Origin of the sequence: Vibrio pelagius (genome assembly GCF_024347575.1) — a bacterium.
GTDB lineage: Bacteria > Pseudomonadota > Gammaproteobacteria > Enterobacterales > Vibrionaceae > Vibrio > Vibrio pelagius.
In genome coordinates, this window is record NZ_AP025503.1 from 1,382,954 (window position 1) to 1,400,155 (window position 17,202).

The 17,202-nt window shown below is 47.8% G+C and carries 1 protein-coding gene (running past one end of the window); it reads left to right on the forward strand.

Annotated elements, in window-relative coordinates; all coding sequences use genetic code 11:
* Nucleotides 1-17,202: the 5' portion of a retention module-containing protein gene (locus tag vsple_RS06200; RefSeq protein WP_261882986.1), read on the forward strand. It continues 12,387 nt past the right edge of the window; 17,202 of the gene's 29,589 nt are visible here — the first part of the coding sequence; its start codon is at nucleotides 1-3; its stop codon lies beyond the right edge, outside the window.

Sequence of the window (17,202 nt, forward strand, 5' to 3'; positions counted from 1 at the left end):
ATGGATGTCGAAGTTTTGCGTAATGCAGCAGTAGTTAAGCAGGTGAGTGGTGATGTGGTCATCATGGATGCAGATGGGACAGCGCGCAAAGTTAACGTAGGCGATACGATTCGTGAGAACGAGATAGTATTGACACCGAAAGGCGCGAAGTTGGTATTAGTTGACACTTCTGGAGACTTACAGGTCGACGAAAACTGCGTCGGTTGTATTGATGAAGTGTTTGCATGGCGAGATATACCACTACAAGGTGATATCGAAATAGATTTGAGTCAACTTGGCGATAATAGTTTTGGTGCCGATGATATTGCTGCGATTCAAGAAGCAATACTTGCTGGAGAAGATCCGACTCAAATTTTAGAGGCGACGGCTGCTGGTGGTGCTGGAGGTTCAGCTAATGCCGGCTTCGTCACAATCGATTATAACTACACCGAAACTCGACCTTCGACATTTTTTGAAACTTCTGCTTTGACAGAAGAACAAGTTGACGAAGATAACGACGATTTTAGAAGCGATGTTACAGCTTCTACCGGAGGTCAAAGCGTTTCTCAAAGCTTGACTGAAGGCTCAATATCTCAGGGAACCTATCCTCAAACCATTTCCACGAATCAACTTGTTCAAAGCGGTAGTCTTGATCTCGATCCTAACTCTTTTGTACCCGTTGCGGCTTCTCTCTCTTCTCTACTTAGCGAATTAAATAGTGACATAACATCGGGTGGTGTTGCGGTACAGTTTGTTTATGATGCCAACGAAAATGCCATCGTAGGCACTCAGAATGGTACGGAAGTTCTGCGCGTTGATATTGATGCCGTTAGCTCGGGTTCGAATGTCAACTTGACGCTTACCTCGACAATATCGGCTCCTATCGATCATGTTTCTTCAGTAGGTGACGGGCAAGTCTCATACATTGACAACCAGATTACCCTAACCTTTGACATTGAAGGTGCTGACATCGGTGGTAATGCTATTGCGACACCTATCTCAGCCAGTATTGCAATTTTGGATGGCGCAGATCCAATTCCCCAGACTGTAACAGTTACCAACCAAGAAACGAACACGACATTAGTTGAGGGGAGCTTCGTTTCCATAGAAAGTGATCGCTTGGCCTCGGTAGTATTTGATTCATCGTCGTTGGCACAATTCGATGGCATTTTGAGTGATAATCAAAATACTATCGCACGAGTGTCGGACGATGGCACAGAGATCGCTCTCTCTATTTTAGGGAGCGGAGAGGCTGTTCTTACGATTTCGGTTGATACTGATGGTGAGTATCATTTTCAACAATTCAAACCTATAGAACAGAACAGTTCGGACACGATTGAATTTTCTCTTCCTGTAACCATTACGGACTTCGATCAAGACTCTGTGGTGAGCACACTGAATATCGCCATCTTGGATGGTGACCGTCCAACAATCAATTCTGTTGATCCAATTTCAGTGCAAGAGAGTGGTCTTGTAGGTGGATCTGAAGAGGGCATCGGTATCATAACGGGAACGGGTTCCGTTGATTCAGATACCTTTTCGAGCGACATTATTGACCACCATGAATTAGAGCCATTGCAGTTCAATACCGATAATAGCCTGTTGTCGAATGGTCAACCTGTTTCGCTGGAGTTAGTGGGTGAAGTAAATGGGGTAAGAACCTATGAAGGCTTCATTACTATTGAGGGTGTGAGAAACGTTGTTTTTGAAGTTATTGTCGATAGTCCAGCGTTAGGTTCTTATGAATTCACGCTATTTGATTCTTTAACTCACCAAGGTTCTCAAGATGCCGAGCTCAGTTTTGAGCTGCCTATTTATGCCGTCGATGCAGATGGCGACCGTTCCTCTTTAGCTGGTGGCAGCGGACAGGAGCAACCAGCATTGATCGTTGTCACTGTGGCCGATGATGTTGTCGAGTTGAAAGATAATACTGTGGCACTTGATGAACCAACGAAAGACGGAGACTCAGCGGTTTCTTACAACCTTTTCAACTTCACAGGTGGTGATGGAGCGACGGTACAATCGTTTGTTTATGACGGTACGGCATACAATTTAGATCCAGACCAGGATGAGGCCGTTCAACAGGCGTTTGTGTTTGATGAGGGCACACTCAATGTTGCATTAAACGGGGACGTGACTTTTGTTGTTGCCAGAGATATCGATCATTCTGTAAGTGAGACTATCACTCAAGATATTACATTTAATGCCGTTGATGGTGATGGCGATACAGACTCAGCTTTGTTGCAAATCTCAATTACCGACGGTCAAATTCCTACCATTAATGACATTCCGAGTGTTTCGCTTTCAGAGCCTGAATTGGCATCGGGCTCTTCACCAACAGGTTCTGATGTTAGTTCAACGCAAACTATTGATTTCACGCAGGGTAGTGATGACGTCGTTCGTTTTAGGCTTGAGAACGCTGAGTTTAATACCGACGGTGCGTTAACATCGAACGGCTTAGTCGTGAGCTTGAAAGAAGATCCAACGGACTCGGGAACTTACATTGGTTTCGTGACAGACAGTTCGAATACAGATATCCCAGTGTTTGCTCTTGCATTTTCAGATTCCAAATTGGGTGAATACACTTTTACGCTACTGGGTTCTCTAGATCATGCTGATGGTTTACAAAATAACGATCTATCATTTGAACTGCCCGTTTATGCGGTGGATTCAGATGGCGATGATTCGTTGGGAGCTCCGCTGACTGTAACCATAGGTGATGACCTACAAACCATGCAAAATGGTGCGTTGAGCATTAAAGAGCCAAGTCTAGAGGTATTGACTCAAAGTACTGTTACTACGGAGACGATTAATGTACTCCCAATTCAAGGAGCAGATGGTGCATCGATCACTCAGTTTACCTACGATGGGGCGATTCGCACTTTAGATCAGAATGTGATTGGAGAGCAGGAGTTTCAATTCTTAGAAGGCTCTCTGTTTGTTACGCTTGATGGTGATGTACGTTTTGAGCCAAATCGTAATCTTGATAACACTAGCGGGGATATTGTCAAAACTGTTGTGCTAACCTCCATCGATGGCGATGTAGACTTGGATACGGCAACCGTAGTCTTAACGATCACCGATGGTGATGATCCGACCATTGATAACGTACCAAGTATTACTCTTAATGAGTCGGAATTAATGGATGGTTCGGCGCCAAGCGGTGTGTCTGTCGACTCAAATAATACTATTTCATTTACTGAAGCGAGTGATGACGTCGCACGTATCGAAGTAGTCGTTGGCCAATTTAACCAAGATGACTCGCTAACTTCTAACGGGCTTATTGTTGAAATTCGTGAAGAGCCAACAGGATCGGGCAATTACTTAGGCTACACAACCGATGTATCAAACGCGGAAACGCCTGTTTTCACACTAACTTTTGATCAAACCAATATAGGTGAATTTACCTTCGTATTACTTGAAGCGTTCGATCATCGACCACTACAAGGTAATAACTCACTCTCATTCGATATCCCTATTTTGGCTGTTGATATGGATGGTGACAAAACCGCTGTCAGTCAGTTGGTAGTGAACATCAATGATGATGTTCAGGTAATGCAGGATGTTGATTTAACTGCTATTGAACCGAATCTAGCTGATGTAGGTACAGTGACGACTGCTGTAGTGGATGTTCTTACCGCTCCAAGTGCGGACGGCGCCAGTGTCACTCAGTTTACTTACGACGGCACGGTTTACACGCTCGACCAAACAGTCAGTGCTGAGCAAGTGTTTACCTTTACAGAAGGTTCACTGTATATCACCACTCAAGGCGATGTGCGCTTCGAACCAAATCGAGATTTAGACCATTCGGCTGGCGATATTGTGAAAAATATCGTGGTGACATCGAGTGATGGTGATGATGACGTCCTTACTTCGACAGTCACGTTAACCATTACTGATGGTGATATCCCGACCATAGATGTGGTTCCACCTGTCTCGCTTTCAGAGTCCAGTCTGGCTGATGGCTCTGCACCAAGCGGCGTGGCCGTGAGTCAAACGGAAACCATCTCTTTCACGAACCAGAGTGATGATGTTGAACGCTTTAGAATCGCGACCGATGAATTTAATCCATCAGGCACACTGACTTCGAATGGTTTAGCTGTTGAGCTTAGAGAGTTCCCGGCAGACTCTGGTCAATACACAGGTTTTACAACTAACGCACTAAATCAAGAAGTTGAAGTATTTACCATCAATTTTGATGATGTCGTGTTAGGTCGTTACACCTTCACGTTGCTAGAAGCGCTTGACCATGACGATGGCTTAGACAACAACACCTTAAGCTTTGATTTACCTGTTTACGCGGTTGATAGTGATGGCGATGATTCGGTAATTTCGCCACTCACCGTGACGATTGAAGATGATGTTCAAGGCATGAGTAACGGCATCTTGACCATCGAAGAGCCGACAGTCGCAGATCTGGCAGGTGGGGTGGTGACCACAACTACGATTGATGTGATGCCAGAGCAGAGTGCCGATGGCGCAACCATTACTCAGTTCACCTACGACAACACTGTTTATGCGCTTGACCAAACGGATACCGGCGAGCAAGAGTTTATCTTCACCGAAGGCTCGCTGTTTATCACTCTTGAGGGTGAGGTGCGTTTTGAACCAAATCGCAACCTCGACCATGAATCGGGCCCAATCGTCAAATCGATTGTGGTGACATCCAGCGATGGCGATGTGGACGTCGAAACCGCAACGGTTGTTCTGACCATCACCGATGGCGATATTCCAACCATTGAATCGGTGCCAAGCGTGTCGCTATCGGAAACACAGCTTGCCGATGGTTCAACGCCGAGTGGCAGTGCGGTCAGTCAAACCGAAACCATCTCATTCACTAACCAAAGTGATGATGTCGAGAAGTTCCGCCTTGAACCAACAGAGTTCAATACTGGTGGTGCATTAACTTCAAACAACATTGTGGTCGAGCTTAAAGAGGCCCCAGCAGACTCTGGCATTTACGTCGGCTTTATCAATGACGGCGGCACGGAAGTCCCGGTATTTACCTTGAGCTTCTCAGGCACAACCTTGGGTGAATACACCTTTACATTGCTTGAAGCACTAGACCACGCTGACGGCCTGAACAATAACGAACTCACCTTTGACTTGCCTGTCTACGCGGTCGATTCAGACGGTGATAATTCATTGATGTCACCACTGACGGTAACCATTGGTGATGACGTGCAAATCATGGCGAACGGCACGCTTGATATCACCGAGCCAACCGTCGCAGATTTAGCCGCTGGTACTGTTACCACCAACATTATTGATGTGATGACAGCACAAAGTGCTGATGGGGCGGTGATTACTCAGTTCACCTACGATGGTGGCAGTCCTCAAACTCTAGATCCTAGCCTTACAGGTGAGCAGAAGTTCACGTTCCCTGAAGGGGATTTGTACGTCACCATTGAAGGTAATGTGCGTTTCGAGCCAAACCGAGACCTCGACCATGAATCTGGCGATATCGTCAAATCACTGGTCTTCACCTCAAGCGATGGTGACGTTGATGTCGACACCGCGACGGTAACGCTAACGATTACCGATGGTGACATCCCAACCATTGAATCGGTGCCAAGTGTCACGCTTGCAGAGGCAGGGCTTGCGGATGGCTCTTCTCCAATCACAGGGTCGGTCAGCCAAACGGAAACCATCTCGTTTACTCACCAAAGTGATAATGTCGAGAAGTTCCGATTAGAGCCGGCGGAGTTTAATAGTGATGATTCACTGAAATCAGATGGGCTTCCAATTGATTTGAAAGAAGATCCTGTCGGCTCCGGTAATTACGTAGGCTTTACGACCAGCGCAACCAATGTTGAAACACCAATCTTTACGTTAAGCTTTAGTGCTGCGACTTTGGGTCAATATACGTTTACGTTGTTGGAGAATATCGACCACGAAGATGGTCGAGGTAATAACGATCTAACGTTTGAGCTACCTGTCTATGCCGTTGATAGCGACGGTGATGACTCATTGATGTCACCATTATCAGTGACGATTACGGATGATGTTCAAGCGATGGCTGGGGTTTCTATTAGTATCGAAGAGCCGACGGTCGCTGACCTTGTGGCGGGCACGCCAACGACGTCTGTTTTTGATGTGCTGACCAGCGGCAGTGCGGACGGTGCCAGTGTCACTCAATTTACTTACGACGGCACGGTTTACACGCTCGATCAAACAGACAGTGCTGAGCAAGTGTTTACCTTTACAGAAGGCTCACTGTATATCACCACTCAAGGTGATGTGCGCTTCGAACCAAACCGAGATCTCGACCATTCGGCTGGCGATATTGTGAAAAATATCGTGGTGACATCGAGTGATGGTGATGATGACGTCCTTACTTCGACAGTCACGTTAACCATTACTGATGGTGATATCCCGACCATAGATGTGGTTCCACCTGTCTCGCTTTCAGAGTCCAGTCTGGCTGATGGCTCTGCACCGAGCGGTGTGGCCGTGAGTCAAACGGAGACCATCTCTTTCACGAACCAAAGTGATGATGTTGATCACTTCAGAATTGCGACCGATGAATTTAATCCATCAGGCACACTGACTTCGAATGGTTTAGCTGTTGAGCTTAGAGAGTTCCCTGCAGATTCGGGTCAATACACAGGTTTTACAACTAACGCACTAAATCAAGAAGTTGAAGTATTTACCATCAATTTTGATGATGTCGTGTTAGGCCGTTACACCTTTACACTACTTGAAGCGCTTGACCATGCAGATGGCTTGGACAACAACACTCTAAGTTTTGATTTACCTGTTTATGCGGTTGATAGTGATGGCGATGATTCGGCAATGTCGCCACTGACGGTGACGATTGAAGATGATGTTCAAGGCATGAGTAACGGCATCTTGACTATCGAAGAGCCAACGGTCGCGGATCTGGCCGGTGGGGTGGTGACCACAACCACCATTGATGTGATGCCAGAGCAGAGTGCCGATGGTGCAACCATTACTCAATTCACCTATGACAACACTGTTTACACGCTTGACCAGACGGCCACTGGCGAGCAAGAGTTTATCTTCACCGAGGGCTCGCTGTTTATCACTATCGAGGGTGAGGTGCGTTTTGAGCCAAATCGCAACCTCGACCATCAATCGGGCCCAATCGTGAAATCGATTGTGGTGACATCCAGCGATGGCGATGTGGACGTTGAAACTGCTACGGTCACTCTGACGATTACCGATGGTGATATTCCAACCATTGAATCGGTGCCAAGCGTGTCGCTATCGGAAACACAGCTTGCCGATGGCTCAACGCCGAGTGGCAGTGCGGTGAGTCAAACCGAAACCATCTCGTTCACGAATCAAAGTGATGATGTCGAGAAGTTCCGCCTTGAACCAACAGAGTTCAATACTGGCGGCACATTAACTTCGAATAATATTGCGGTTGAGCTGAAAGAAGATCCAGTAAACTCAGGCAACTACACTGGCTTTATCAATGATGGCGGCACGGAAGTTCCTGTATTTACTCTGAATTTTTCTGGAACAACCCTTGGCGAATACACCTTCACGCTCCTGGAAGCGTTAGACCATGAGGATGGATTAGATAACAATGAGCTAACCTTCGATTTACCCGTGTACGCGGTCGACTCAGACGGTGATAATTCATTGATGTCGCCACTGACGGTCACCATTGGTGATGACGTGCAAATCATGGCGAACGGCACGCTTGATATCACTGAACCGAATCTAGCCGATGGGACGGTGACCACTAACACCATTGATGTGATGACGGCGCAAAGTGCTGATGGGGCAGTAATTACCCAGTTCACCTATGATGGTGGGGCTGCGCAAACTCTAGATCCAACGATCACTGGTGAGCAAGAGTTTACCTTCACGGAAGGTTCCGTGTTCGTGACCATTGAAGGTAATGTGCGTTTTGAGCCGAACCGAGATCTTGACCATGAGAATGGCGATATCGTCAAATCACTGGTCTTCACCTCAAGCGATGGTGACGTCGATGTCGAGACCGCGACGGTGACGTTAACGATTACCGATGGTGACATCCCAACCATTGAATCGGTGCCAAGCGTTACGCTTGCAGAGGCGGGGCTTGCGGATGGCTCTTCTCCAATCACAGGGTCGGTCAGTCAAACGGAGACCATCTCATTCACTCACCAAAGTGATAATGTCGAGAAGTTCCGACTAGAGCCGACCGAGTTCAATATAGATAACTCGTTGAAGTCGGATGGTTTGATCATTGAACTTCGCGAGGAGCCAACGGGCTCGGGTAACTATATTGGTTTCACCACTGATATTTTGAATGTGGAAACGACGGTCTTTACGTTGGATTTCAGCTCAACTACGTTAGGCGAATACACTTTCACGCTGCTTGAAGCCATTGATCATGCACCGATTCAAGGTAACAACGATCTCACGTTTGAACTACCTGTCTATGCCGTTGATAGCGACGGTGATGACTCGTTGATGTCGCCGTTATCAGTGACGATCACGGATGACGTTCAAGTGATGGAGAGCGGTGCGCTTAGTATCGAAGAGCCTACGGTCGCTGACCTAGTGGCGGGCACGCCAACGACGTCTGTTTTTGATGTGCTGACCAGCGGCAGTGCGGACGGCGCCAGTGTCACTCAGTTTACTTACGACGGTACGACTTACACGCTCGATCAAACAGACAGTGCTGAGCAAGTGTTTACCTTTACAGAAGGTTCACTGTATATCACCACTCAAGGCGATGTGCGCTTCGAACCAAACCGAGATTTAGACCATTCGGCTGGCGATATTGTGAAAAATATCGTGGTGACATCGAGTGATGGTGATGATGACGTTCTTACTTCGACCGTCACGTTAACCATTACTGATGGTGAGGTTCCAACCATAGATGTAGTTCCACCGGTCTCATTATCTGAGTCGAACCTAGTAAACGGATCAGATCCGACAGCCTCCGCGGTTAGTGACACCAAGGTTATTCAATTTACTGACCAAAGTGATGATGTGGTTTCTTTCCGTATCGAACCAACGCAGTTCAATACGCTTGGCGCTTTGACGTCAAATAACTTGGCGGTTCAGCTGAAAGAAGATCCGACGAGTCCTGGCGACTACATCGGTTTTGTTAAAGGTGCGTCGAATGTTGAAACCAACGTCTTTACTATCAGCTTCTCTGACACAAATCTAGGTCAATACACCTTCACACTACTTGAAGCGCTTGACCATGACGATGGCTTAGACAACAACACCTTAAGCTTTGATTTACCTGTTTACGCGGTTGATAGTGATGGCGATGATTCGGTAATTTCGCCACTCACCGTGACGATTGAAGATGATGTTCAAGGCATGAGTAACGGCATCTTGACCATCGAAGAGCCGACAGTCGCAGATCTGGCAGGTGGGGTGGTGACCACAACTACCATTGATGTGATGCCAGAGCAGAGTGCTGATGGTGCGACCATTACTCAGTTCACCTATGACAACACTGTTTATGCGCTTGACCAGACGGCCACTGGCGAGCAAGAGTTTATCTTCACCGAGGGCTCGCTGTTTATCACTCTCGAGGGTGACGTTCGTTTTGAACCAAACCGCAACCTCGACCATGAATCGGGCCCAATCGTCAAATCGATTGTGGTGACATCCAGCGATGGTGATGTGGACGTCGAAACCGCAACGGTTGTTCTGACCATCACCGATGGCGATATTCCAACCATTGAATCGGTACCAAGCGTATCACTGTCTGAAACGCAGCTTGCTGATGGCTCTGCGCCAAGTCTTAGTGCGGTGAGCCAAACTGAGACCATCTCATTCACTAACCAAAGTGATGATGTCGAGAAGTTCCGACTTGAGCCAACAGAGTTCAATACGGGTGGTGCATTAACTTCAAACAACATTGTGGTCGAGCTTAAAGAGGCCCCAGCAGACTCTGGCATTTACGTCGGCTTTATCAATGACGGCGGCACGGAAGTCCCTGTATTTACTCTGAATTTTTCTGGAACAACCCTTGGCGAATACACCTTCACGCTCCTGGAAGCGTTAGACCATGAGGATGGATTAGATAACAACGAGCTAACCTTCGATTTACCCGTGTACGCGGTTGACTCAGACGGTGATAATTCATTGATGTCACCACTGACGGTCACCATTGGTGATGATGTGCAAATCATGGCGAACGGCACGCTTGATATCACTGAACCGAATTTAGCCGATGGTACAGTGACCACCAACACCATTGATGTTATGACAGCGCAAAGTGCTGATGGGGCGGTAATTACCCAGTTCACCTATGATGGTGGGGCTGCGCAAACTCTAGATCCAACGATCACTGGTGAGCAAGAGTTTACCTTCACTGAAGGTTCCGTGTTCGTCACCATTGAAGGTAATGTGCGCTTCGAGCCGAACCGCGATCTTGATCATGAGAATGGCGATATTGTTAAATCACTTGTGTTTACTTCAAGTGACGGCGATGTCGATGTCGAAACCGCGACGGTGACGCTAACGATTACCGATGGCGACATTCCAACCATTGAATCGGTGCCAAGTGTGACGCTTGCAGAGGCAGGGCTTGCGGATGGCTCTTCTCCAATCACAGGGGCAGTCAGCCAAACTGAAACCATCTCGTTTACTCACCAAAGTGACAATGTCGAGAAGTTCCGACTAGAGCCGAGCGAGTTCAATACAGATAACTCGTTGAAGTCGGATGGTTTGAGTATTGAACTTCGCGAGGAGCCAACGGGCTCGGGTAACTATATTGGTTTCACCACTGATATTTCGAATGTGGAAACGACGGTCTTTACGTTGAATTTCAGCTCAACCACGTTAGGCGAATACACTTTCACGTTGCTCGAAGCCATTGATCATGCACCGATTCAAGGTAACAACGACCTGACATTCAACTTACCCGTTTATGCTGTCGATACTGACGGTGATGACTCGTTGATGTCACCGCTGTCAGTCACCATTACCGATGATGTTCAAGTCATAGCGAGCGGTGCACTCAGTATCGAAGAGCCTACGGTCGCTGACCTAACGGCGGGCACGCCAACGACGTCTGTTTTTGATGTGCTGACCAGCGGCAGTGCGGACGGTGCCAGTGTCACTCAATTTACTTACGACGGCACGGTTTACACGCTCGATCAAACAGACAGTGCTGAGCAAGTGTTTACCTTTACAGAAGGCTCACTGTATATCACCACTCAAGGTGATGTGCGCTTCGAACCAAACCGAGATTTAGACCATTCGGCTGGCGATATTGTGAAAAATATCGTGGTGACATCGAGTGATGGTGATGATGACGTTCTTACTTCGACAGTCACACTGACCATTACTGATGGTGATATCCCGACCATAGATGTAGTTCCACCTGTCTCGCTTTCAGAGTCCAGTCTGGCTGATGGCTCTGCACCAAGCGGTATGGCCGTGAGTCAAACGGAGACCATCTCTTTCACGAACCAAAGTGATGATGTTGATCATTTCAGAATCGCGACCGATGAATTTAATCCATCAGGCACACTGACTTCGAATGGTTTAGCTGTTGAGCTTAGAGAGTTCCCTGCAGATTCGGGTCAATACACAGGTTTTACAACTAACGCGCTAAATCAAGAAGTTGAAGTATTTACCATCAATTTTGATGATGTCGTGTTAGGTCGTTACACCTTCACGTTGCTAGAAGCGCTTGACCATGCAGATGGCTTAGACAACAACACTCTAAGTTTTGATTTACCTGTTTATGCCGTTGATAGTGACGGTGATGATTCGGTAATGTCGCCACTGACGGTGACGATAGAAGATGATGTGCAAGGCATGAGTAACGGCATCTTGACCATCGAAGAGCCAACGGTCGCGGATCTGGCCGGTGGAGTGGTGACCACAACCACCATTGATGTGATGCAGGAGCAGAGTGCTGATGGTGCGACCATTACTCAGTTCACCTATGAGAACACTGTTTATGCGCTTGACCAGACGGATAGCGGTGAGCAAGAGTTTGTCTTCACCGAAGGCTCGCTGTTTATCACTCTTGAAGGTGAGGTGCGTTTTGAACCAAACCGCAACCTCGACCATGAATCAGGCCCAATCGTGAAATCGATTGTAGTGACATCCAGCGATGGCGATGTGGACGTTGAAACTGCTACGGTCACTCTAACGATTACCGATGGTGATATCCCAACCATTGAATCGGTGCCAAGTGTGTCGCTATCGGAAACGCAACTTTCCGATGGTTCAACGCCGAGTGGTAGTGCAGTCAGTCAAACCGAAACCATCTCGTTCACAAATCAAAGTGATGATGTCGAGAAGTTCCGCCTTGAACCAACAGAGTTCAATACGGGTGGTGCATTAACTTCAAACAACATTGTGGTCGAGCTTAAAGAGGACCCAGCAGACTCAGGCTTTTACGTCGGGTTTATCAATGACGGTGGCACGGAAGTTCCGGTATTTACCTTGAGCTTCTCAGGCACAACCTTGGGTGAATACACCTTTACATTGCTTGAAGCACTAGACCACGCTGACGGCCTGAACAATAACGAACTCACCTTTGAACTGCCTGTCTACGCGGTCGACTCAGACGGTGATAATTCATTGATGTCACCACTGACGGTCACCATTGGTGATGACGTGCAAATCATGGCGAACGGCACGCTTGATATCACCGAGCCGAATCTAGCCGATGGGACGGTGACCACCAACACCGTTGATGTTATGACAGCGCAAAGTGCCGATGGGGCGGTGATTACCCAGTTCACCTACGATGGTGGTAGCCCTCAAACTCTAGATCCTAGCATTACCGGTGAGCAGAAGTTCACGTTCACTGAAGGGGATGTGTACGTCACCATTGAAGGTAATGTGCGTTTCGAGCCAAACCGAGACCTCGACCATGAATCTGGCGATATTGTTAAATCACTTGTGTTTACTTCAAGTGACGGTGATGTCGATATTGAGACGGCAACGGTAACTCTGACTATTACCGATGGTGATATCCCAACCATTGAATCGGTGCCAAGCCTCACGCTTGCAGAGGCAGGGCTTGCGGATGGCTCTTCTCCAATCACAGGGGCAGTCAGCCAAACTGAAACCATCTCGTTTACTCACCAAAGTGACAATGTCGAGAAGTTCCGACTAGAGCCGGCGGAGTTTAATAGTGATGATTCACTCAAATCAGATGGACTTCCAATCGATATTAAAGAAGATCCTGTCGGCTCCGGTAATTACGTAGGCTTTACGACCAGCGCAACCAATGTTGAAACACCAATCTTTACGTTAAGCTTTAGTGCTGCGACTTTGGGTCAATATACGTTTACGTTGTTGGAGAATATCGACCACGAAGATGGTCGAGGTAATAACGATCTAACGTTTGAGCTACCTGTCTATGCCGTTGATAGCGACGGTGATGATTCGTTAATGTCACCGTTATCAGTGACGATCACCGATGATGTTCAAGTGATGGCGAGCGGTGCACTTAGTATCGAAGAGCCTACGGTCGCTGACCTAGTGGCGGGCACGCCAACGACGTCTGTTTTCGATGTGCTGACCAGCGCCAGTGCGGACGGTGCCAGTGTCACTCAGTTTACTTACGACGGTGCGGTTTACACACTCGATCAAACAGACAGTGCTGAGCAAGAGTTCACCTTCACAGAGGGTTCCCTCTATATCACCACTCAAGGCGATGTGCGCTTCGAACCAAACCGAGATTTAGACCATTCGGCTGGCGATATTGTGAAAAATATCGTGGTGACATCGAGTGATGGTGATGATGACGTTCTTACTTCGACAGTCACACTGACCATTACTGATGGTGATATCCCGACCATAGATGTGGTTCCACCTATCTCGCTTTCAGAGTCGAATCTCGTAGACGGATCAGATCCGACAGCCTCTGCGGTTAGTGACACCAAGGTTATTCAATTTACTGACCAAAGTGATGATGTGGTGTCGTTCCGTATTGAGCCAACTGAGTTCAATACACTCGGCGCTTTGACGTCAAATAACTTGGCGGTTCAGCTGAAAGAAGATCCGACGAGTCCTGGCGACTACATCGGTTTTGTTAAAGGTGCGTCGAATGTTGAAACCAACGTCTTCACTATCAGCTTCTCTGACACAAATCTAGGTCAATACACCTTCACGTTGCTAGAACCGCTTGACCATGCAGATGGCTTAGACAACAACACCTTAAGCTTTGATTTACCTGTTTACGCGGTTGATAGTGATGGCGATGATTCGGTAATGTCGCCACTGACGGTGACGATTGAAGATGATGTTCAAGGCATGAGTAACGGCATCTTGACCATCGAAGAGCCAACGGTCGCGGATCTGGCCGGTGGGGTGGTGACCACAACTACGATTGATGTGATGCCAGAGCAGAGTGCCGATGGTGCAACCATTACTCAATTCACCTATGACAACACTGTTTACACGCTTGACCAGACGGCCACTGGCGAGCAAGAGTTTATCTTCACCGAGGGCTCACTGTTTATCACTATCGAGGGTGAGGTGCGTTTTGAGCCAAATCGCAACCTCGACCATCAATCGGGCCCAATCGTCAAATCGATTGTAGTGACATCCAGCGATGGCGATGTGGACGTTGAAACCGCTACGGTTGTGTTGACGATTAACGATGGTGATATCCCAACCATTGAATCGGTGCCAAGCGTGTCGCTATCGGAAACACAGCTTGCCGATGGTTCAACGCCGAGTGGCAGTGCGGTGAGTCAAACCGAAACCATTTCGTTCACGAATCAAAGTGATGATGTCGAGAAGTTCCGTCTTGAACCAACAGAGTTCAATACGGGTGGCACATTAACTTCGAATAACATCGTAGTTGAGCTAAAAGAAGATCCAGTCGATTCCGGTAATTATGTCGGCTTTATCAATGACGGCGGCACGGAAGTCCCGGTATTTACCTTGAGCTTCTCAGGTACAACTTTGGGTGAGTACACCTTTACGCTGCTTGAAGCTCTAGACCATGCTGACGGCCTGAATAATAACGAACTGACCTTTGACTTGCCTGTCTACGCGGTCGACTCAGACGGTGATAGCTCATTGATGTCACCACTGACGGTCACCATTGGTGATGATGTGCAAATCATGGCGAATGGCACGCTTGATATCACTGAACCGAATTTAGCCGATGGTACAGTGACCACCAACACCATTGATGTTATGACCGCGCAAAGTGCTGATGGGGCGGTGATTACCCAGTTCACCTATGATGGTGGGGCTGCGCAAACTCTAGATCCAACGATCACCGGTGAGCAAGAGTTTACCTTCACCGAAGGTTCCGTGTTCGTGACCATTGAAGGTAATGTGCGTTTTGAGCCGAACCGCGATCTCGACCATGAGAGTGGCGATATTGTTAAATCACTGGTCTTCACCTCAAGCGATGGTGACGTTGATGTCGACACCGCGACGGTAACGCTAACGATTACCGATGGCGACATTCCAACCATTGAATCGGTGCCAAGTGTGATGCTCGCAGAGGCAGGGCTTGCGGATGGCTCGTCACCAATTGTTGGTGCAGTAAGCCAAACCGAAACCATCTCATTTACAAACCAAAGTGACAATGTCGAGAAGTTCCGACTAGAGCCGACCGAGTTCAATACGGATAATTCGTTGAAGTCGGATGGACTTCCAATCGATCTTAAAGAAGATCCTGCAGGCTCTGGCATTTACGTAGGCTTCACGACCAGCGCTACCAATGTTGAAACACCCATTTTCACCTTAAGCTTCAGTGCGGGTACGTTGGGTCAATACACCTTTACGTTGTTGGAGAATATCGACCACGAAGATGGTCGAGGTAATAACGATCTAACGTTTGAGCTACCTGTCTATGCCATAGATAGCGACGGTGATGACTCATTGATGTCACCATTATCAGTGACGATCACGGATGATGTGCAAGTGATGGCGAGCGGTGCGCTTAGTATCGAAGAGCCGACGGTCGCTGACCTTGTGGCGGGCACGCCAACGACGTCTGTTTTCGATGTGCTGACCAGCGCCAGTGCGGACGGTGCCAGTGTCACTCAGTTTACTTACGACGGCACGGTTTACACACTTGACCAAACGAGCAGCTCAGAGCAAGAGTTTAATTTCACGGAGGGCTCACTGTTTATCACCACTCAAGGTGATGTGCGCTTCGAACCAAATCGAGATCTCGACCATTCGGCTGGCGATATTGTGAAAAATATCGTGGTGACATCGAGTGATGGCGATAGTGACGTTCTTACTTCGACAGTCACACTGACCATTACTGATGGTGATATTCCGACCATAGATGTGATTCCACCGGTCTCGCTTTCAGAGTCCAGTCTGGCTGATGGCTCTGCACCAAGCGGTATGGCCGTAAGTCAAACGGAGACCATCTCTTTCACGAACCAAAGTGATGATGTTGATCACTTCAGAATCGCGACCGATGAATTTAATCCATCAGGCACACTGACTTCGAATGGTTTAGCTGTTGAACTTAGAGAGTTCCCGGCAGATTCGGGTCAATACACAGGTTTTACAACTAACGCACTAAATCAAGAAGTTGAAGTATTTACCATCAATTTTGATGATGTCGTGTTAGGTCGTTACACCTTCACACTACTTGAAGCGCTTGACCATGCAGATGGCTTAGACAACAACTCCTTAAGCTTTGATTTACCAGTTTACGCGGTTGATAGTGATGGTGATGATTCGGCAATGTCGCCACTGACGGTGACAATAGAAGATGATGTTCAAGGCATGAGTAACGGCATCTTGACCATCGAAGAGCCGACGGTCGCGGATCTGGCCGGTGGGGTGGTGACCACAACCACTGTTGATGTGATGCCAGAGCAGAGTGCTGATGGCGCAACCATTACTCAGTTCACCTATGACAACACTGTTTATGCGCTTGACCAGACGGCCACTGGCGAGCAAGAGTTTATCTTCACCGAAGGCTCGCTGTTTATCACTATCGAGGGTGAGGTGCGTTTTGAGCCAAATCGCAACCTCGACCATCAATCGGGCCCAATCGTGAAATCGATTGTAGTGGCATCCAGCGATGGCGATGTGGACGTTGAAACTGCAACGGTCACTCTGACGATTACCGATGGTGATATTCCAACCATTGAGTCTGTGCCAAGCGTGTCGCTATCGGAAACACAGCTTACTGATGGTTCAACCCCAAGTGGCAGTGCAGTCAGTCAGACCGAAACCATCTCATTCACTAACCAAAGTGATGATGTCGAGAAGTTCCGACTTGAGCCTACCCAGTTCAATACTAGCGGCACATTAACTTCGAATAATATTGCGGTTGAG